Below are 20572 nucleotides of genomic sequence, written 5' to 3' on the forward strand. Positions count from 1 at the left end.
TCGTAGGCTTGCCGCTAGTCTTATTTTGTTTTTATACGACCGTATCAATAAACTGTGTAAACTTGGCAAAATAAGCAATAAAGCAAGGATAGTACTGTTTTGCTTGGTTTTCGTCAAGCTGTTTTCTTTTATCAAGTCGAACAAAAATCCAATCGGCGATCGCATCATACCGATTAGATTTTTTTATTTATATCCATCAATCATCAAAGAGTGCAGGATTTACTCGCTGATATTTTTGGATTTTAGCCAGTTTTGCATGAGTGTGATCTCGGGATCTTGGGCGTCGATGATGCCTTGTGCCAGATTGCGCATTTGGTCATCCGTGCCGTATTGTAGTTCAATTTTCGCCATTTCGATCGCACTTTGGTGATGTGGAATCATCCCCAGCACAAAAGCAGCATCGGCGTCGGCATGGTGCACCCCTGCCATCATGCGCTCATGTAGTGCCATGTCAGACAGATAGGCTTTGGCGTGGTCGCTCGTCTCATCGGTGCGATCGGCGTCTTTGGCGGTGCTTAGCCAATTTTGCATAAATTCAATCTCCATGCCTTGAGCATCGATGATGTCTTGGGCAAGCTTACGCATGGCATCGTCTTTGCCATATTCTAGCTGGATTTTCGCCATTTCGATCGCGCCTTGGTGATGTGGGATCATGCCTTTGGCAAAGGCGACATCGGCATTGGCGGACTTGGCGGCTACGACCATCGCGTCATGCATGGTGTTCATCGATTGCATATAGGCAGCTGCGTGCGGCGGCATGGCGGCATCGGCGCTGTGATGTGCGTGATCCATCGGCATGGTGCTGCTTTGTTCGGTTGTGGCAGCTTGGCTGTCGGCAGGTTTGGTGCTTTGCTCATTGCTCTGATTGCACGCGGTCAGCAGCAGGGCGGCACTTGTCATCAGTATGGCGGATAAGCGAGTCATGAAAAGCTCCTTTTGTGATGTTTGGGTTGTGATTATCAGTAGATGATGCTAGTATAAACCTTAACCCCCTGTCAAAGTCAAGCCATGAATATCAGCCAAGTCGCCGCCATCACAGGTCTGTCCGCCAAGCAAATCCGCGATTATGAAAAAGTAGGACTGCTGCCTGCCACAGCGCGCAGCGGTGCAGGTTATCGCATCTATGGGCACAGCCAGATTGAGCGGCTTAAGTTCATCGCACGCGCACGGCAGGTGGATTTTTCATTGGCGCAGATCCGTGCGTTATTGGCATTACAAGATGATCCGAATCGCAGTAGTAGCATGGTCAAGGCACTGACTTCTCAGCACATCGATGAGCTTAGCCAAAAGATTTGCCAATTACAACAGATGAAAGACACGCTACAACAATGGCACGATGCGTGTCATGGCGATGCGCGTTCGGACTGTGCGATTTTGCGTTCGTTGGCGCATGATAAAATTTGAATTTTTTATAAAAATCCTTGTGATTTTGCAGTATAATCAACCCATCAACTCTACAAAAAGGACGCTATTATGACACAACTTAACATCGGCATTATGGGCGCATCAGGTCGGATGGGGCGAATGCTCATTCAGGCAACCTTGGACAATCCAAAATCAGCACTCAAAGGCGCGTTCGTCCGCAGCATCTCAAGCTTGATTGGTGCGGATTCTGGTGAGTTCATCGGTGTGGGCAAGACAGGCGTGCCATTGACGACGCTGAATCTCGATGGTGTTGGTGCGTTGATTGATTTTAGCTTGCCTGAAGCGTTAGATGAAGTATTAGCAGCGTGTGTGGCGCACAAAGTACCGCTGGTGATGGGCGTCACAGGCTTATCAAAAGAACAAGAAGCTAAGCTAAAAGATGCCAGCAAACACATCGCTATCGTCTATGCGGGCAACTATTCAACAGGTGTGAATTTATCCTTAAACCTGCTTGCCACCACCGCGCGTGTCTTGGGACTGGATGCAGATGTTGAGATTATCGAGCATCACCACAAGCACAAAATCGATGCGCCATCAGGTACGGCATTGATGATGGCAAAATCTGTCGCTGATGCACGCGGTCAGCATCTGCCGAATGTCTTGGTGCATGGTCGTCAAGGCGCATCCAAGCGTGAGAAGGGCGAGATCGGTATGCACGCACTGCGCGGCGGCGAGATCATCGGCGAGCATACGGTGGAGTTCATCATGGATGGTGAGATCATTGAGATTACCCACAAGGCACAAAGCCGCGCGACTTTCGCCACAGGCGCGGTGCGAGCGGCATTGTGGGTAGTCGAGCAGCCAGCGGGTCTGTATGATATGCAGGATGTGCTAGGGCTAAAGGGCTGATTTCCTATTGTTAAAATCAATCCAAAAACCAAGTTTGTTCATCAAGCTTGGTTTTTTTTTGTTTTTTAAGCGCAAAAGCGCATAAGTTTATCAGATTTTGGACTAAGAATTTTTGGACAAATTCCCCAAAAATTTGCTATGCTAACAGCATCAATTAAGCATCATTGCCAAGGAGAATTTGTATGAAAATTGCCAAAAACATCACCGAATTGGTCGGCAACACGCCATTGGTTGAGCTGAATAATCTAACCGCAGGGCTAGAGGCACGCGTGGTCGCCAAACTTGAATATTTTAACCCAGCAAGCTCTGTCAAAGATCGTATCGCCCTTGCGATGATTGATGATGCCGAGAAAAATGGCTTGATCAATAAAGACACCACCATCGTCGAAGCGACCAGTGGTAATACAGGCATCGGGCTTGCACTGATTTGCGCGGCGCGTGGCTATAAGCTTATCATCACCATGCCTGAGAGCATGAGCCTTGAGCGTCGTGCGCTATTGCGTGCTTATGGCGCAACTTTGGTGCTCACCCCAGCGGCTGAAGGCATGGGCGGTGCGATTGCCAAGGCGAATGAACTGGCAGCACAAGATGGTTATTTTATGCCGCGTCAATTTGACAATGCTGCCAATCCGCAGGTGCATCGCGAGACTACCGCCGAAGAGATTTGGGCAGATACTGATGGCGCGGTGGATATTTTCGTCTCAGGTGTGGGTACAGGTGGCACGGTGACAGGCGTGGGCGAAGTGCTTAAAGCCAAAAAACCAAGCGTACAAGTGGTGGCAGTCGAGCCTACTGCATCACCTGTGCTGTCAGGTGGTCAAAAAGGTCCGCACCCAATCCAAGGCATCGGCGCAGGCTTTGTGCCAGCAGTGCTGAACACCGGCATCTATGATGAGATCATCACCGTGGCGAACGATGATGCGTTCAGCGTGGCGCGTGATTTGGCAGCCAAAGAAGGTCTGCTTGTTGGTATCTCGTCAGGTGCGGCAGTAAAAGCGGCACTGGAGCTGGCGGCTCGTGATGAAAACGCAGGCAAGCTGATTGTGGTGATTATCCCATCATCAGGCGAGCGCTATCTATCGACGGCGTTGTTTGCCGATTTGGCGCAGTGATTTGGTTGAGCCAAAATCGATAGTTGAGTGTAATAAAAACGCCGTTTGAAATTCTGAACCGCACCCCAAAAGTTAGACAACCTTTGGGGTGTTTTTATGACCAAATACACAATTGACTTTAAACTTGAAGTCATTGATCATTATTTAACAGGACATAGTTACCACAACACAGCCAACTCTTTTGGTATTAAACGCTCTATTGTCCAAAACTGGGTGAGACTCTACCAAACTCATGGTGTTGATGGTATTCGTATCAGAAAGAGCAAAGCTAGTTATTCACCAGAATTCAAACACACTGCAGTATTACAACTACTTGCTGGTAAATCCATACGCACTTTGGCGATTGAATTAAATATCAGCAACCCAAGTGTGCTGTTTCAATGGTTAAAAGCTTATCAAACTCATGGTATCATGGGACTGACTCCTAAACCCAAAGGCAGGCAATCTATGCTAAAGACCAGCAAAGCAAGCCAAACATCCAAACTTGATGAACAAAAGACCCATGCTGAATTGATTGCTGAATTACAACACTTACGCATGGAGAATGACATCTTAAAAAAGTTAGAAGCCTTGGAGCGTCAGCAAAGAAAAAGCAAATCATCATCAATAAAATCACAGTGATTGACGAGCTAAGGCAGATTTATCCATTAAAACAATTACTGACTTATCTTGGTGTTGCCAAAGCAACCTTTTATTATCACTTAAAGCAATTCAAGCAAAAGGATAAACATCAAGACATCAAAGATGCAATCAAAAAGATATATCACACCCATCAAGGCAGATATGGCTATCGCAGAATCACCCTTGCCTTAAAACAGTTAGGCTTTGTCATCAATCATAAAAAAGTGTGGCGACTGATGAACCAAATGGGACTGAAAGCACGGATTCGCTCTAAACGCAGATTTAGTGCTTATCAGGGTAAGGTGGGTAAAATCGCTGATAATGTACTCAAGCGTGATTTTAAAGCAGATCGACCCAACCAAAAATGGGCGACTGATGTCACTGAGTTTAAAGTGTTGGATAAACAAGGTAATGTCAAAAAGCTTTACTTGTCTCCCATCATGGATTTGTTTAATGGAGAAATTGTTAGCTATCAGATGCACAGTAGCCCAAATTATGGCTTGGTTGCCAAGATGCTTGATCAGGCACTAAAGCGACTGCAAGCAGATGATAATGCTGGCAACGATAGCAGCAAACCACAATTGATTCTGCATTCAGATCAAGGCTGGCACTACCAAATGCAAAATTATCAACAAACCTTAAAAGACAACAACATCATTCAAAGTATGTCAAGAAAGGGCAATTGCTTGGATAATGCGGTGATAGAAAGCTTCTTTGGCACATTAAAAGAAGAAATCTTCTTTCATGACAAACATCAAAGAAGATTTACCTCCATTGATGAGCTTAAACAAGCGATTGATGAGTACATCCATTACTACAATCATGATAGAATAAAGATTAAACTAAAAGGACTAAGTCCTGTAAAATACAGGCGCTTAGTCCTTGACCAAACCACTTAATTTAAACCTAGTCCTTAATCTTAACTTTGTCTAAGATTTGGGGGTCGGTTCATTCATTCAAACGGCGTTTTTTTCTTTAAAACATACTGCGACCACTGACGGTTTTTTCAGGTACAGCTTGAATAACATCCCAATGTTCTACGATTTTGCCATCTTTGTCCAAACGGAAAATATCCACAACGGCTTCGCCTTTATCCTGTGCATTCAACTGACTATGTACATGAACCATGACCAAATCCCCTTCGGCAATCACACATTTGATACTGGCACGAGATTGTGGGTGTCCTTTTAAAAATGGGGCGAATGCGTCAATAAATGCCTGACCGCCATCGGCAACCGTTGGGTTGTGCTGTAAGTATTCTTTGCCAATGTATTTATCTACCGCTTCTTGTACTTTGTGTTGATTAAATGCCAATTCATAGAAACTCAACACATTGGCTTTGTTGCGTTCAAGCGTGCTTTGGGCAGTTTGTACCGCATGGGCTTGCCGTGGCTTGGCTTGCGATGTGGCACAGGCGGTTAGGGCAAGACTGCTTGCTAACACAGCACAGGTCAATAAAGTTTTCATAAATACTCCAATAGGTTGTTTTTAAGCAATGCCATCTAATCCAAACAGATGGCATTTTCATCATCAAAATTATTTACTTGCTACGGTAAATCGTTTAAACAAATGTGCTTTATTTTCCACATCATCGGCAATCGCAATCGCCAAATCCGCCACGCTAATGCCAGCAGGCACATCGCCATTCATCAGCACATCATCTTCGCCCAAACGATAACTGCCTGTACGCTCTTCACTGTAACCGCCTGTTACGCCAAGCAAAGCAGGTGGCGAAATAAATGCCCAATTGACATCACGGCGGTCAAGTAAATCATTGGCAAAGACACGCACTGTATCTGCTAACTCATGAATTTCTTGTGGGAAAGCGGGCGTATCAACCAATTGTACATCTGGGGCAACAAATAGGCTACCTGCACCACCGACTGCCAACAAATACGGCACATTTGCGGTTTTAGCAGCTTCTAGAATCGCATTTGCACCAGTCAGATAATCTTGGCGGAAATTTGCTGAAGGATAGCTGACTTTAAAGGCACTTACCACCGCATCAAAGCCTTGTAATTGCTTGGCAAAATCAGGCGACAACACATCAACTTGTACCGCTTGCACATTATCCGCTTGTGCCACTTTGTCCGCATTGCGAGCAAAAGCGACCACTTGATGACCACGACTGGCAAGCTCTGCCACAACTGCACTACCAACATAACCTGTCGCACCAATCACTGCAAATTTTTTCATAAGATTACTCCTATTAATAAAAAATTGAATATTTGCTTGATGTAGCGTATTATAAGCAGTTAAATTTAAATAAAGAAGTACTTACAAAAAAGTAAGTATGAAAATAATTTTTTAACTCATTGATATTAAAAGGTTTAAAAATGCAAAAAACTGAAGAATTTCTGCAAAAAGGCTGGGTGTTATCTGCAAAATGCCCATCTCGTGCCATCTTAACTCATCTGACTAACCGCTGGGGCGTGTTGGTCATGCGTGTTTTATTTACAGGAACGAAACGATTTAGCGAACTTCGCCGTGAAATTGAAGGCATTAGCGAGCGAATGTTGGCTCAAACGCTACAAAATTTGGAACAAGACGGTATGCTCATTCGCAAATCATTCAACACCGTTCCGCCCCATGTGGAATATACGCTGACGGAACATGGTCGGCAGGCAAGTGAAAAAATCGCTGATTTGGTGGATTGGCTAGAAGGGAATTTGGGGGAGATTTTGGCAAATAAACCTAAGTAGGATAAAAATGCCGTTTGATATCCATCAAACGGCATTTTGATTATCAAATATGGATTACAAATCAAATGTTTGCACCACATTCACATGCAAACGCACATCAACATTGCCACGAGTAGCGTTAGAATATGGGCAGACGGCATGGGCTTTTTCAATCAATTTTTTGGCATCATCAACGCTTAAGCCTTCCACCGTGATGGTAATGTCAAGGTCTAAACCGAACGCACCGTCCGCTGTTTGACCAATCCCCACACCAACGGTGGTGCTGGATTTGGTTGGCTTAATACCCAAAGTCGGTGCCACATGGTTCATTGCACTGTCAAAACACGCCGCATAACCCATCGCAAAAAGCTGTTCTGGATTAGTGCCGACTTTACCGCTGGTATTTTGAAAACCAACCAAATCAAAGCCGATTGAGCCGTCATCTACTTGGGTATGACCATCTCGTCCGCCTGTTGCAGTTGCTGAAGTGTGATAAAAAATTTTCATAATTTCACCTTTATTTTTGTTAATTTAAATTGACGATATCCATCAAGGAATGCGTCCATGATATTGCATTGGTGATCAAGATGCTATACAATTTCTGCAAATTTCTTGCCTAATTCTCCAAAAATTATGTTTTCTACCCAAGAATTTCACCGCCTACTGCGCGCCATTCCGCACAACCAAACCTATCATTCGCCGATTGCAGGTTTGATCATTCATCACAGTGATCGCCCCTTTGACTACGAAAATACCATCCAAGAGCCGAGCATCTGTATTGTGATCCAAGGCGAGCGCAAGATTTGGTTGGGTGATGCGTGCTATGTATTTGATGATGATAAATTCATGTTTTGCCCTGTCAATGTGCCGATTTTTGGGCGGATTGAGCACGCGACAGCAGATGAGCCATTTGTGGTGATGTCGATGAAGATCGATCCTGTGATGGTCGGTCGGATCTTGTCGCAGCACGATTTTGCGCCACCACCGCAGCACTTGTCATTTTTTGGGCAATGGCAGCTGGATGCGGATTTGACTTCGGCATTTGAGCGGCTATTACTCTTGCACGAAACTCCAAATGACATCGCGTTTTTAGCACCGCTCATCCAGCAAGAGATCTATTATCGACTGTTAAGCGGTGAACAGGGTGCCAAACTGCGCCAAATGGTCAGCACAGGTTCACACACACAAAAGATCGCCAAAGCCATCGAATATCTGCGCACGCATTTTGATCAGACAGTGCCTGTCGAGACGCTGGCGGCGCTGTGCGGTATGTCGGTGTCGGGTTTTCATCATCATTTCAAGCAGATCACCACGCTGACACCGCTACAGTACCAAAAATCACTGCGGCTGCTAGAAGCTAAGCGATTGATTTATCAAGAAAATCTGCCCATCTCCCAAGCAGCACATCAAGTCGGCTACGAAAGCCCGAGTCAGTTTAGCCGAGAGTATAAGCGTTATTTTGGGGTGTCGCCAAGCGCGCATTGAGCATATAGGATAAAAAAATCGGTGAAGTCGAAACTTCACCGGTGGAGTGTATTAAGGGCACTGATTTTATTGTTATTATTATAAGTATTATTTATTTTTATTATTATTTTATCGCTTTATCTTATTGTTTTTATTATTGTTTCTATTCTTAATTTTCGTTATTTGTTATTATTCTTAATTTTCGTTATTTGTTATTATTCTTAATTGTCGTTATTCAGCTGGCCAATGACCGCTTTTTGATGTTTAATCAATTGTTGTTATCGTTATTTACTTTGGTCAGGTACTTGCCTGTGATCACTGACCTTATTTGTTGTCGTTGCGTGTATTTTATTATGATTAAAGGGCTTGAACAACCGCCAATTTTGAAAATATAAGTTCTAAATTTGCAAACTTGCCAAATTGTAACTCACGGGCAGTTGGCGGCTATTCTTGGCAATCGGCACTGCCGCGATGACCGATTGCCAAGTGCGGTATCAGACCAGTTTGCCCATCTTGCCACTGTGATAATCATCATAGGCTTGCTGTAGGCGTTCTGGTGTGTCCATCACAAACGGACCGTCGAACAGAATCGGACCTTCTGCGCGTTCACCGCCTAATAGGGCAAACTCCACCGCATCATCGCCAGCGCTCACACTGATCTGATCGCCTGCGCCGAAGATTGCCAAGCCTTCGCTGCCGAGCGTGTCGCCATTTGGCAAAGGCAGGCGACCTTTGGTGACATACAGTCCAAGCTCTTCGGCATCGATGGCAAGATCCACGCTTGTGCCTGCTGGTAGCTTGACATAGGCAAAGACGGTATCGCTGACAGGCTTAAGCGGACCTGCGATGCCATCGACCGTGCCTGCGATGATGCGGATATCGGCGCCGTTTTTATCAAGTGTGACGATCTTATCGGCGCGGATCGATTGGTAAGTTGGTTCGGCAAATTTTTGATCAGGCGGTAGGCTCGTCCACAGCTGCAAGCCATGACGCGGACTGGTCGGCTGCTCGGCGTGGATGATGCCACGACCTGCGCGGATGTACTGCGAGTCGCCTGCATTGATGGTGTCGCGAAAACCGAAACTGTCACGATGCTCCACGCCACCTTCTAGGATGTAGCTGATCACTTCGATGCCTGCGTGGGGGTGTGGGCGATCGCCGATACCGCGCAAGCCTTTGTGGCTGTAGTGATCGATGAAGACGAAAGGGCCTAATGAGCTGCGAGCCTGCAATGGTAAGGCGCGCCAAAGCAAAATATCGCCATCATCGATGTGTTTGTGCGCGGTGTAAATCGTGGTGAATTGTCGTGTTGTCATGATCATATCCTTAGGGTCTTATACCTATTTGTTCTTGTTGATGGATAGTTTACAACCATTTAAAATTGCAAACAATACTCGAATTAACAAGATTATTTTGCAAAAATGTAAAGTTGGCAATTTGAATTTTTACCAAACAAAATCCACAAACGAAAAAATGGCGAAGGGATGAGCTTCGCCAGTTGGAGTGTATTAAGGAGAGTTTTGTTATTGTTATTATTATGTGTTGTTGTTATTGTGATGCACAGTTTACGCCGCTTGGATGACTTGAACAAGTCACATTTTGGCAACTGCAATTTGCAAATTTGCAAAGATAGCCATCATAGCCCATCCCACGCGGTGTGATTGAAATTTACCACCACAGGTTCGGCAGGTCGCTCGCTTTGCTGCTGCAGTGCCTTGCTGCGATGCACCAGAAAATCAAGCAAGTGATTGCGAATCTTATAATAATGTGGATGGTGGTGGATGTTATCACGATGGCGCGGCTTTGGAATGGTGTTCTCGACAATTTCTGCCAAAAACGCACGCGGGCCATTGCTCATCAAAAAAATCCGATCGGCAAGCAAAATCGCTTCATCGATGTCATGGGTGATCATAAATACCGTCTGGTGCGTGTCATCGACGATGTTCACCAGCTCATCTTGAATCACGCCGCGCGTCAAGGCATCAAGCGCCCCAAACGGCTCATCCATCAGTAGCAGCTCAGGCTGCGTGGCAAAGGCGCGTGCGATGCCGACACGCTGCTTCATGCCGCCTGACAGCTCGCTTGGTTTTTTGTCTTTGACCCTGCCAAGTCCGACCATCTCAAGATAAAAATCAATTTTGCTGTTTAATTCGCTTGCCGATAGCGTTGGCGTTTTGGCTTTTAGGGCAAAGCTGATGTTCTCGCCGACCGTCAGCCACGGCAGTAGGGCATGGCTTTGAAAGACCACACCGCGCTCAAGGCTTGGTTTCACCACTTCTTTGCCATTCATGGTGATGCTGCCCGATGTGGCATTTTCAAGACCTGCTAGGGCATTTAGGATGGTGGATTTGCCACAGCCTGAATGTCCGATCAGGCAGATGAACTCATTTTTGACGATGTTAAAATTGACATTTTCAAAGACATTGTCGCCATCGCCGTAGCGTTTGGTCAAGTTTTCGACCGTGATTAAAGGGTTATTCAACATAGCTCACCTTCTTTTGTAGCACGCCAAACAGCATATCCAGCACCATACCCACAAGACCGATGAGTAGCACAGCAAAAATCACATTGGCAAGCGATAAATTATTCCACTGATTCCACACAAAATAACCAATGCCTGTACCACCCACGAGCATCTCGGCAGCGACAATCACCAGCCACGCAATCCCCATAGAAATACGCATACCTGTAACAATGGTCGGTGCCGCCGCAGGAATGACAATCTTGGTAGCGGTCTGTAGTGGCGACAGCTCAAGGGTCTTGGCGACATTACGCCATTCACGGCGCACAGACGCCACCCCAAAGGCGGTGTTCGTCAGCATCGGCCAAATGGAACAAATAAAAATCACAAAAATGCTCGATGCATTAGAATCTTTGATGGTATATAGCGCAATCGGCATCCACGCCAGTGGCGAAATCGGCTTGAGTAGCTGTACAAATGGCTGCGCGGCACTGCCCAAAATCGGCGACATTCCGATGGCATAACCCAGTGGAATCGCGACAATCATCGCCAAGAAAAAGCCCAAAAGCACTCGCCCAATCGAATAGCCAAGCTGAATGCCAATGCCTTTATCGTTCAAGCCTTTATCATAAAATGGATCGGATAAGTGATTGATCGCTGTTTGTCCAAAGTCGGTCGGTGTGGGAAATTCGCTTTTTTGACTTGAGACCACAGCCCCTGGTTCGGTAAATTCAGGAATATCACCCATAAGCACGCTGTATTCTAGCTTTAAAGGATCGGTTGGGGCGTAGATTTTTTGTGGCAAAGTCGCCCATTGCCAGACGCCAAGCGTCGCAAGCACGATGAGAATCGAGAGCAAATAGCCCTTGGTTTTGGTGGTCAATTTCATCAAGGACTCCTTAGGCTTTTTGCCCAATCGCAAAAGAATTTAAGTAAGCATCAGGATTGGCTGCGTCAAATTCTTTGCCCATCACCATGATTTTTGGCTCATCTTCTTTGACGGTGTAGCCCATCGCTTGCATTTGTTTTTTGGCATCGGTAAGCATAAAGACTTGGTTGGCGATGTCTTGATAATTGATATTTTCGGTCAGATAGCCCCAGCGTTTCATCTGCGTGAGCATCCACACCGCCACCGACTGCCACGGCATGACATCAAAGCCCATGCGATCAGGGAAATCCTGCACATTGCCCACGCCATCGGCAAAGCGTCCCATGATTGACTGGCGTAGCACCAGCTCAGGTTGGTTCAGATAATTGGCAGGGGCAAGCAGTTTTGATAAATCCTTACGAATGCTTGGTTCGTTCGCCATGACATTGGCTTTGATGATGGCGCGGTACATGGCTAGGAAAGTTTGCGGATTATCATTGATAAAGCTTTGGGAAGTGCCGAACGAGCAGCACGGATGCCCCAACCAAATATCGCGGCTTAGGGTGTGAATATAGCCTGCCTTATCCCACACGGCGCGTTGGTTGAACGGCTCAGGACCAAAGAAACCATCGATGTTGCCTGCTTTGAGATTGGCAATCATATCAGGCGGCGTGGTCAGGCGCAGTTTGACATCTGTATCAGGATTAAGCCCATGCTCTGCAAGGAAATAGCGCAGCAAGTAGTTGTGAATCGAATGTTCAAATGGAATGGCAAAAGTAAAGCCTTTCCAGTTTTTTGGATCGCGATTGTTGGCGTGCTTAAGTGCCATGACCAAGGCTTGACCATTGGTATTTTGAATGGCGGCGACTTTCATGTCCTGCTTGGCAGAACCAAGACCTAAACTAATGGCAAGTGGCATCGGCGCCAGAAAATGCGTCGCATCAAGCTCACGATTCATCATCTGATCACGCACCAGTGCCCAGCCTGCGCGCTTGTGTAGATTTGCCTTGACGCCTTGCTCTTCATAATAGCCCAAAGGATCAGCCATGATCAGCGGCGTTGAGCATAGAATCGGCAAAAAACCGATATCGACGCTTTTTTTCTCAGGCTTAAGCACATCTAAGGCGGCGGCTTCTTGCAGGCTTGCAATCGGCAAAATGCTGGCAATGGCGGCAAGTGCCGTACCTTTGCCGACCGATTTTAAAAACGCGCGGCGCGTCGGCTCATGTGGCAAAATCGCCTTGATCAGTGTCGCTTCGATCAAATCGGTATTGGTATGCTCGATGCGGCTGTCTGCTTGGACATTGGCAAAGCGATCATCAAGCTGCAGATGGCTGTCGCACTCAGCTTGGCTGACATGCTTGCCGCAAGTACAGCCAAGGCTCAGCGGCTTATCATCAAAAGGGCGAAAAATATTAGGCATAATCTTAGATTTTTTTAATTTATAAAAGAAAACCAGCCTTGATCAGACGATGGTTTTCTTGTTTAAATGTTTAATTGTGGTTATGGCTGTTATTGTAGTCAGCTTTTTGGCAAAGCGACTGTGCCAAATTGGCATAACCATAGGCTTGTGTCAGCTGCTTAGCGTTTTAGCTCGATTTTCGCCGTCACTTGCCCATTTGTCTCTTGGGTTAGGATAAATAAGGCGTCCGTTTCTTCTGCTACTTGCCATGCTTGATTTTTGTCAATCGTACCTGTGACTGAGACAATGATGGACTTGGTCTTTAGGCGCACCAAAGGCGGTTTGTGCTGATAGCCTGTGTGCGGCAGTGACAAAATCTCATGGCAAATAGCGGCGGCTTGTTCGCGCAGTGGGGCGACGAAGCGGCAAGGCTTGCCATCAATCACAATACAGTCGCCGATAGCGAAGATGTGCGGGTTAGAAGTCTGTAGCGTGCGCTCATTGACCACGATGCCGTGCGGTGTGTGTTCGATGTTCGCCATGCGCGCCAAGCGATCATCCAGCACAAGACCTGTGCACGCCACCACTTCATCGGCACTGATGGTGCCATCATTGAGCATAAGCGTATAGCCGTGATCGATTTTCTCAATGCCTTGAAGCGTGATGCTACCGCGATAATCGATGCCGATGCCTGTGAGTGCATCGCGGACTTTTTCGCCTGCCTGTCGCGGCAGGATTTCTGCCAAAGGCAGTGCATCACGGCACAGCAAAGTGACGCGATGACCGGCTTTGGCGATGTCTTCGGCAAGCTCAGCCCCGATCATGCCAGCGCCGACGATGGCGATGTGCTGATTGGGCTTGGCGGATAATTTGGCTTGCAAATCGGCAAACATATCGATGTGATTGATGCGCCAGACCTTATCAGCAGGTAGGCTTGGCGGCAGAAACGGTGTCGCGCCTTGTGCGATGACCAAGTGGCGATAGCCAAAGTTACCCCGCGTGGTGCGCACGATTTGTGCATCACTGTCGATGCCTGTGGCAAAGGTGTGGGAGACTAGGTGGATGTTGAGCGTTTTGGCAAGGTCGCTTGCTTTTTTGGTGATCAGCACATCAGGGGTTTTGTTTTGGCTGATGGCGATCGACAGCTGTGGCTTCATATAGCGATCGCCACTGTCGGCTGTGATGAGTGTGATCGGCAAGCAGTCATCAAGCTTACGCAAAGTCTCGATCACCGTCCATGCTGCCGTGCCACCACCGATGACGATCACGCCATTGTCCGAGCATGGCTTGGCGGCGACCGCGAAAGTTTCGCGCTGCACAAAAGGCTCAAAGTCGCGCTTGGTCACGCCACACAGTGGACACATCCAGTCATCAGGAATGTCTTCAAAGCGTGTGCCAGCAGGCAGTCCACCATCAGGATCGCCTGTTTTTTCATCATAAATCCAACCACAAGCGCGGCACAGATACTGTCGCCATGCACCGCGTCCATCGGTTGGGTTGCCGTCTTTGTCCATATTGACGCTTGCTAGAATTTCGCTCATGAATCTCCCCTTGTCATCGTTTAGGCAGGCGACACATCGGTCAGCAGCTGCTGTGACAGACTGCGTAGGTGCTTGATGGCAGGCGTGACGATTGCCACAAAATGCGCTTCACGGATGCGACGCTGTGGCGCGGCGGTCATCAGATAGCCTTTTGCGCCTTGGTGCAGTAGGGCAGCTTGCGTGGCTTTGAGTGATAATTGTGCCCCTTGGATGCGCGTGTCTAGCACATCTAAGAAAAAGGCTTTGCTGCTGTCAAATGGCGTGGTAGCAAGGCTTAAAGTCTGCGCCACAAGCTTATCAAGGCTGTTTTGTAAATCGCCTGCTTGGTCTTCTAGGTATTGATTGACATGACCTAGGGCAGGTTCGGCGGCGATGATGTCATTGATCGCACCTTGGATGATGCCAGCACCGATGCCCAGCTGCATCAGCACAAATGCCCCGCGCACGCGTTCGATGAACGGCTTGGCAGGATCAGCGATGATAGTGTCATTCGGCACAAAGTAGTCATTGAGCGCGATCTGCCAAGTGCTAGAGCCTTCCATACCGCTGAAAGTTGGGCAGGCGTTCAGCGCCCATTGTCCGCGGCGCGCATCATCAAATTGCAGCAAGAAAAACACATCTTTATTCTCGCCATCCACGCGCGCGATCGCTCCGCAGTATTGATTCGGTGCGATGTGGCTGATCCACGGCAGTGTGCCTGAGACCACATAGCCGCCATCGACTTTGGTGGCGCGTAGGATCATCGATTCGATGTTAGCAAAGGTTTTCATCGGGTTTGACAATGCTGTACCGCCAAAGCTATCACCGATGGCATGGCTCGCCAAAAGCGGCTTGAGCGCGCTGTTGTCCGATTGGTCAAGATACAGTGCGCAGACCTGATGACACCAAGACAAAAAGCCAGTCGTGCCACAGGTTTCGCCGATCTTAGCAGTGGCAAGAATGGCATCGCCAAAGCGGTTGCCTTGGGCGTTTAGGTGTGCTGAAAATGCACCCAATTTGGCAAGCTGAGCCATCTCAGCAGTTGGATAATGGCCTTTGTCAATAGCAAGCGGATCAAGGCTTTGCTTGGCAGCGGCGGCGATATTATCCAAGAAATTTGGCGACTGCCACGCACGCACCGCATCGGCAGCAGGATTGATGGTGGTATCGGTAAAATAAGTGTCAAACTGGTTCATGCCAACCCCAAAAAATACGATCAATGATCAATAAATGTCAATGATGGACTAAAGATATTTCGTGGTTATAAATAACAACTGTAAAAATATTTGGTAAACGGACAATTATAGGCAGGCGCGAGGAAATTTGTATATTCTATTTTCGAATAAGGATAGGAAATTGGGGCGAAAATATGACATCATTATTCAAATGGATTAAACAGCCGTACGCCTGTTCTGACAAAATCAGCACTATTGCGTGTGACCAAAATCAGATTGTGTTCAATGGCACTGGCGGCGATCCATGCGTCATTTTCAGGTGTATGATCAGGAATGTGTAGCCGTGCGCAGATTTGTGCGGTTTTTTTCGGTGATGGGCAGGGTTTTACTGTATTTTATTTATAAAATGCATAATAATTCTTGGCTGTATGGATATGTATATTATATTTATATAGACATATTTCATATATAATTTTAAAATATAAATAATCAATAATTTTTGTTATTTGACAAAAACAGAAGAATAACCCCATAAAATACTTGGTTTTATAGTAAAAATAGATTGTTAAGAAAAAACATTTGAATTCAATATTTTTTATCATTATTAATTAATAATATTTTAAGATAATAATATTGAAAATAATGAATAATAAAATTATAATGAGTTCATTCATAAGATAATTAAATGATATATCAGTAGTATCTTATGAATTACACTGTATTATGTGATTATTGATATGGCAACTCATTTAAGAGTTAAAAATGCCAAATTTGAATACAAATATGGAGCTTATGTATGAAAAAATCATTATTCGCGTTAAGTTTTGCCCTTGTGGGTGTTTCGGCGACCCATGTGCAAGCAGAAACACCAACTGGCAAATACTGCGCCACCGAATCGGCTTGCAAAAACCCCATGGTCAGTAATGCGGCGATCACCACGCCAAATCATTTAGCGACACAGGCAGGTCTTGAAGTTTTACAAAATGGTGGCAATGCGGTGGATGCTGCAATTGCTGCTGCTTCAACCTTGGCGGTAGTTTATCCGCAGATGAATACTATTGGTGGCGATAATTTTTGGCTGATTTATGATGCCAAGACCAAGCAAGTGCACGCTTTGAATGCCAGTGGACACTCGGGCGAAAAAGTGAGTATTGATTTTTATAAATCTAAAGGCTATGACAAAATTCCTAGCAGGGGATATTTGGCTGCCAATACTGTACCAGGTATTATTTCTGGTTGGGATGCTGCTCATACTTTTGCGCAGGGGCATTTTAGCAATAAAGGTCTGGCGTGGAACAAGCTATTTGATAGAGCGATTGGCTATGCCCAAGATGGTTATGTCGTTTCGCCATCGGTTGCACGTTGGCAACAAATCAATACAGATACCAAAGATAAAGAAGCTCGTAATCTGCAGCGGTTTGATGAGTTTCGCAGAGTATATTTGAAGCCTGATGGAAGTCCTTATCAGGTGGGCGAAATCCATCGCCAGCCTGATTTGGCACGAACTTTAGAAACAATCGCTAAAGATGGCGCATCAGCATTTTATACGGGCAGCATTGCCAAGAGTATCGTTGCAGACCTGCAGGCAAATGGCGGTGTATTGACCCTAAATGACTTTGCCAATCATCGTGCAGATTGGGTAACGCCATTATCTGTTCCGTACAGAAATTATACAGCGTATAATCTACCACCAAATACGCAAGGGATGGCATCTTTGGCAATCTTAAATATTTTGAATAATTATGATTTGTCAAAAATTAAAGAAGGTTCGGCGGACTATTATCATCTTTTGGTGGAAGCGACCAAAGAAGCTTTTATTGACCGTGATACTTATTTGACCGATCCAGAATTTTCAACCATCCCTACCGAGCGCTTGCTTTCAGATGAGCATGGCAAAGCTCAGGCAGCCCGTATTGACATGACAAAAGCAGCTGGCAAAAACCCACCGCTTGAGCCAAAAGGTGATACTATTTGGCTAGGTGTCGTAGATAAGGATGGTAATGCTGTTTCGTTAATCCAAAGTATTTATCATGACTTTGGCTCAGGGATTGTTGCAAAAAATACAGGTGTGCTTTTGCAAAATCGTGGCAGCTTTTTCTCATTAGACCCCAATCATGTCAATCATCTAGAGCCTAAGAAGCGTACTTTTCATACCTTGAATGCTGCGATGATCTTGGATAATCAACAAAAGCCAGTATTGGTTTATGGTACGATGGGTGGTGAAGGGCAGCCACAAACCCAGGCTGCTATTGCGACTCGTGTGATTGATTATAATATGAGTGTACAAGATGCAGTGGCTGCACCAAGATGGCTGTATGGACGCACTTGGGGTGCAGAATCCAACTCTCTTAAGTTAGAAGGCAGAGTGGGTGATGATGTCGCAAAAACCTTGTCGGATCGTGGTCAGCCTGTAGAAATGCTCGATGATTATACCGATACTATGGGTCATGCTGGCGCAATCTATATCAACCGTCAAAGTGGTGTTATTTCGGCTGCTACCGACCCAAGAAGTGATGGTTTAGCAGCAGGCTATTGAATAATAGGTTAATCGCTATGAATGAAACACCGTTTGACATCTGAACCGACCCCCAAATCTTAGACAAAGTTAAGATTAAGGACTAGGTTTAAATTAAGTGGTTTGATCAAGGACTAAGCGCCTGTATTTTACAGGACTTAGTCCTTTTAGTTTACTCTTTATTCTATCATGATTGTAGTAATGGATGTACTCATCAATCGCTTGTTTAAGCTCATCAATGGAGGTAAATCTTCTTTGATGTTTGTCATGAAAGAAGATTTCTTCTTTTAATGTGCCAAAGAAGCTTTCTATCACCGCATTATCCAAGCAATTGCCCTTTCTTGACATACTTTGAATGATGTTGTTGTCTTTTAAGGTTTGTTGATAATTTTGCATTTGGTAGTGCCAGCCTTGATCTGAATGCAGAATCAATTGTGGTTTGCTGCTATCGTTGCCAGCATTATCATCTGCTTGCAGTCGCTTTAGTGCCTGATCAAGCATCTTGGCAACCAAGCCATAATTTGGGCTACTGTGCATCTGATAGCTAACAATTTCTCCATTAAACAAATCCATGATGGGAGACAAGTAAAGCTTTTTGACATTACCTGTAAGATAAACTACCGTTGTTTACAGTATTAAGGTAAAATACTGCAAATGAACATTCATAAAAATACACGATTGCTTCCCTACCAACGGGAAGCCATTTGGACTGCTTATCACAAGAACAGGCAGTCAGTTACTTCACTAGCATTGGAGTACAAAGTATCAAGACCTACCATTTACAAAGTCTTAAAACTTGCTCGTGTTAAGCTACTCAAGCCCCAAGCCAGTACCAACAATCGCTTTAAACAAGCCAAATATGGTATTAAACGCCTTGCTAAAGTTGAACAATCCATACAGGATAAGCTCAAAAAGCAAGCCAAGCGATACAATAAGTCCTATCCTGGTGAGATGGTGCATGTGGACACCAAACGCCTGCCCTTGCTCAAAGGACAAAATGCCAACAGTCCTAGAGAATATCTATTTGTTGCCATAGATGACTATTCTCGCGAATTGTATGCTGACATCATGCCGGATAAAACAGCCTTTAGTGCAACACAGTTTCTTGTAGAACAAGTGATAGAGCCATGCCCCTACAAAATTGATGTGATTTATTCTGACAATGGCACAGAATATAAAGGCACAAAAGACCATGAATTTTCTCAAGCCTGCTATCAAAACAACATCAATCAAAAATTTACCAAAGTAGGTAGGCCACAAACCAACGGCAAAGCTGAAAGGGTCATACGAACATTAATGGAGCTTTGGCATGATAAACATGAATTTGTCAGCAGTGAGCATAGAAAGCAAGAATTAACCAGATTTCTTAATTTCTACAACACTGTTAGACCGCACTCATCTTTAAGTAAGAAAGATGAGACTACTGGCAAGACTTTAACTTTTACTCCTTATGAGTGGTTAGAGTTTTATTTTAAGCAAAGTGTAAATAACGCTTGAGTTTCTTACACATTACCTTGTTTATCCAACACTTTAAACTCAGTGACATCAGTCGCCCATTTTTGGTTGGGTCGATCTGCTTTAAAATCACGCTTGAGTACATTATCAGCGATTTTACCCACCTTACCCTGATAAGCACTAAATCTGCGTTTAGAGCGAATCCGTGCTTTCAGTCCCATTTGGTTCATCAGTCGCCACACTTTTTTATGATTGATGACAAAGCCTAACTGTTTTAAGGCAAGGGTGATTCTGCGATAGCCATATCTGCCTTGATGGGTGTGATATATCTTTTTGATTGCATCTTTGATGTCTTGATGTTTATCCTTTTGCTTGAATTGCTTTAAGTGATAATAAAAGGTTGCTTTGGCAACACCAAGATAAGTCAGTAATTGTTTTAATGGATAAATCTGCCTTAGCTCATCAATCACTGTGATTTTATTGATGATGATTTGCTTTTTCTTTGCTGACGCTCCAAGGCTTCTAACTTTTTTAAGATGTCATTCTCCATGCGTAAGTGTTGTAATTCAGCAATCAATTCAGCTTGGGTCTTTTGTTCATCAGGTTTGGATGTTTGCTTTGCTTTGCTGGTTTTAGGCACAGATTTTCTACCTTTGGGTTTGGGATATAGTCCCATGATACCATGAGTTTGATAGGCTTTTAACCATTGAAACAGCACACTTGGGTTGCTGATATTTAATTCAATCGCCAAAGTGCGTATGGATTTACCAGCAAGTAGTTGTAATACTGCAGTGTGTTTGAATTCTGGTGAATAACTAGCTTTGCTCTTTCTGATACGAATACCATCAACACCATGAGTTTGGTAGAGTCTCACCCAGTTTTGGACAATAGAGCGTTTAATACCAAAAGAGTTGGCTGTGTTGTGGTAACTATGTCCTGTTAAATAATGATCAATGACTTCAAGTTTAAAGTCCATTGTGTATTTGGTCATAAAAACACCCCAAAGGTTAGGGTCTAACTTTTG

At 45.2% G+C, this 20572-nt stretch carries 22 protein-coding genes and 1 pseudogene; 9 read left to right on the top strand and 14 right to left on the bottom strand.

What is annotated here, in order from left to right; translation table 11 throughout:
* Positions 1 to 219: 219 nt before the first annotated feature.
* Positions 220 to 924: a DUF305 domain-containing protein gene (locus tag NKU06_RS04770; protein ID WP_253224517.1), complete on the bottom strand. Its 705-nt coding sequence runs from the start codon at positions 922 to 924 to the stop codon at positions 220 to 222.
* Between the two features lie 84 nt (positions 925 to 1008).
* Here NKU06_RS04770 and cueR point away from each other — a divergent pair, with 84 nt between their 5' ends.
* From cueR to NKU06_RS04795, 5 genes are all read left to right on the top strand, one after another.
* The gene (gene cueR, locus NKU06_RS04775) at positions 1009 to 1404 is read left to right on the top strand and encodes a Cu(I)-responsive transcriptional regulator (protein ID WP_254729159.1); all 396 of its coding nucleotides are present in this window, start codon (positions 1009 to 1011) and stop codon (positions 1402 to 1404) included.
* Between the two features lie 69 nt (positions 1405 to 1473).
* Positions 1474 to 2274 (top strand): 4-hydroxy-tetrahydrodipicolinate reductase, encoded by an 801-nt coding sequence (gene dapB / locus NKU06_RS04780; RefSeq protein ID WP_254729160.1) that lies wholly within the window; start codon positions 1474 to 1476, stop codon positions 2272 to 2274.
* Positions 2275 to 2456: 182 nt separating this feature from the next.
* The gene (gene cysK, locus NKU06_RS04785) at positions 2457 to 3386 is read left to right on the top strand and encodes a cysteine synthase A (RefSeq protein WP_254729161.1); all 930 of its coding nucleotides are present in this window, start codon (positions 2457 to 2459) and stop codon (positions 3384 to 3386) included.
* A gap of 96 nt (positions 3387 to 3482) precedes the next feature.
* Positions 3483 to 4007, top strand: coding sequence for a helix-turn-helix domain-containing protein (locus tag NKU06_RS04790; RefSeq protein ID WP_254729162.1), 525 nt, complete (start codon positions 3483 to 3485; stop codon positions 4005 to 4007).
* Entirely contained in the window at positions 3998 to 4906 is a 909-nt protein-coding gene (locus NKU06_RS04795) for an IS3 family transposase (protein WP_254732049.1), read from the top strand. Before NKU06_RS04790 ends, NKU06_RS04795 begins: the two co-directional genes overlap by 10 nt.
* Before the next feature lie 76 nt (positions 4907 to 4982).
* Here NKU06_RS04795 and NKU06_RS04800 read toward each other — a convergent pair whose 3' ends face one another.
* Positions 4983 to 5474: an ester cyclase gene (locus NKU06_RS04800; protein ID WP_254729163.1), complete on the bottom strand. Its 492-nt coding sequence runs from the start codon at positions 5472 to 5474 to the stop codon at positions 4983 to 4985.
* Between the two features lie 69 nt (positions 5475 to 5543).
* Positions 5544 to 6203: an NAD(P)-dependent oxidoreductase gene (locus tag NKU06_RS04805; RefSeq protein ID WP_254729164.1), complete on the bottom strand. Its 660-nt coding sequence runs from the start codon at positions 6201 to 6203 to the stop codon at positions 5544 to 5546.
* A gap of 140 nt (positions 6204 to 6343) precedes the next feature.
* Here NKU06_RS04805 and NKU06_RS04810 point away from each other — a divergent pair, with 140 nt between their 5' ends.
* On the top strand, positions 6344 to 6709 hold the full coding sequence (locus NKU06_RS04810; RefSeq protein ID WP_254729165.1) for a helix-turn-helix domain-containing protein: 366 nt from the start codon (positions 6344 to 6346) through the stop codon (positions 6707 to 6709).
* Between the two features lie 54 nt (positions 6710 to 6763).
* On the opposite strand, the gene NKU06_RS04815 is transcribed toward NKU06_RS04810, so the two are convergent.
* Positions 6764 to 7195 carry an organic hydroperoxide resistance protein gene (locus tag NKU06_RS04815; RefSeq protein WP_254729167.1) on the bottom strand — a complete coding sequence of 144 codons (432 nt, stop codon included), beginning with the start codon at positions 7193 to 7195 and terminating at the stop codon, positions 6764 to 6766.
* Between the two features lie 126 nt (positions 7196 to 7321).
* Between NKU06_RS04815 and NKU06_RS04820 the strand changes: the two genes are divergently transcribed.
* Positions 7322 to 8173, top strand: coding sequence for an AraC family transcriptional regulator (locus NKU06_RS04820; RefSeq protein WP_254729168.1), 852 nt, complete (start codon positions 7322 to 7324; stop codon positions 8171 to 8173).
* A gap of 473 nt (positions 8174 to 8646) precedes the next feature.
* Here NKU06_RS04820 and NKU06_RS04825 read toward each other — a convergent pair whose 3' ends face one another.
* The 7 genes from NKU06_RS04825 to NKU06_RS11700 all read right to left on the bottom strand — a co-directional run bounded on the left by NKU06_RS04825 (position 8647) and on the right by NKU06_RS11700 (position 15931).
* The gene (locus NKU06_RS04825; protein WP_254729169.1) at positions 8647 to 9468 is read right to left on the bottom strand and encodes a pirin family protein; all 822 of its coding nucleotides are present in this window, start codon (positions 9466 to 9468) and stop codon (positions 8647 to 8649) included.
* Between the two features lie 320 nt (positions 9469 to 9788).
* On the bottom strand, positions 9789 to 10637 hold the full coding sequence (locus NKU06_RS04830) for an ABC transporter ATP-binding protein (RefSeq protein ID WP_253224507.1): 849 nt from the start codon (positions 10635 to 10637) through the stop codon (positions 9789 to 9791).
* Entirely contained in the window at positions 10627 to 11502 is an 876-nt protein-coding gene (gene ntrB, locus NKU06_RS04835) for a nitrate ABC transporter permease (protein WP_254729170.1), read from the bottom strand. The genes NKU06_RS04830 and ntrB overlap by 11 nt, the downstream gene beginning before the upstream one ends.
* 10 nt (positions 11503 to 11512) lie before the next feature.
* Positions 11513 to 12904 (bottom strand): CmpA/NrtA family ABC transporter substrate-binding protein, encoded by a 1392-nt coding sequence (locus NKU06_RS04840; protein ID WP_254729172.1) that lies wholly within the window; start codon positions 12902 to 12904, stop codon positions 11513 to 11515.
* Between the two features lie 158 nt (positions 12905 to 13062).
* Positions 13063 to 14424: an FAD-dependent oxidoreductase gene (locus NKU06_RS04845; RefSeq protein ID WP_305884392.1), complete on the bottom strand. Its 1362-nt coding sequence runs from the start codon at positions 14422 to 14424 to the stop codon at positions 13063 to 13065.
* Between the two features lie 20 nt (positions 14425 to 14444).
* Complete coding sequence (locus NKU06_RS04855; protein ID WP_254729174.1) at positions 14445 to 15599, bottom strand: acyl-CoA dehydrogenase family protein; 1155 nt, start codon at positions 15597 to 15599, stop codon at positions 14445 to 14447.
* 182 nt (positions 15600 to 15781) lie between these two features.
* Positions 15782 to 15931: a hypothetical protein gene (locus NKU06_RS11700; RefSeq protein WP_371928035.1), complete on the bottom strand. Its 150-nt coding sequence runs from the start codon at positions 15929 to 15931 to the stop codon at positions 15782 to 15784.
* Between the two features lie 443 nt (positions 15932 to 16374).
* On the opposite strand from NKU06_RS11700, the gene ggt reads away from it, so the two are divergent.
* A complete protein-coding gene (ggt, locus tag NKU06_RS04860; RefSeq protein ID WP_254729176.1) occupies positions 16375 to 18114 on the top strand; it encodes a gamma-glutamyltransferase in 1740 nt (579 codons plus the stop codon).
* A gap of 93 nt (positions 18115 to 18207) precedes the next feature.
* Here the strand turns inward: ggt and NKU06_RS04865 are convergent.
* Positions 18208 to 18690: pseudogene (locus tag NKU06_RS04865) on the bottom strand (IS3 family transposase); the annotation flags it as partial.
* Between the two features lie 57 nt (positions 18691 to 18747).
* Between NKU06_RS04865 and NKU06_RS04870 the strand changes: the two are divergent.
* Positions 18748 to 19590 (top strand): integrase core domain-containing protein, encoded by an 843-nt coding sequence (locus tag NKU06_RS04870; RefSeq protein WP_254729032.1) that lies wholly within the window; start codon positions 18748 to 18750, stop codon positions 19588 to 19590.
* Positions 19591 to 19595: 5 nt separating this feature from the next.
* Here NKU06_RS04870 and NKU06_RS04875 read toward each other — a convergent pair whose 3' ends face one another.
* Together NKU06_RS04875 and NKU06_RS04880 are read right to left on the bottom strand one after the other, a co-directional pair.
* Positions 19596 to 20018 carry an IS3 family transposase gene (locus NKU06_RS04875; RefSeq protein WP_254729178.1) on the bottom strand — a complete coding sequence of 141 codons (423 nt, stop codon included), beginning with the start codon at positions 20016 to 20018 and terminating at the stop codon, positions 19596 to 19598.
* Positions 20015 to 20539, bottom strand: coding sequence for a helix-turn-helix domain-containing protein (locus tag NKU06_RS04880; protein WP_254729180.1), 525 nt, complete (start codon positions 20537 to 20539; stop codon positions 20015 to 20017). Before NKU06_RS04880 ends, NKU06_RS04875 begins: the two co-directional genes overlap by 4 nt.
* Positions 20540 to 20572 lie beyond the last annotated feature (33 nt).

The organism is Moraxella sp. FZLJ2109 (assembly GCF_024296965.1).
GTDB lineage: Bacteria > Pseudomonadota > Gammaproteobacteria > Pseudomonadales > Moraxellaceae > Moraxella.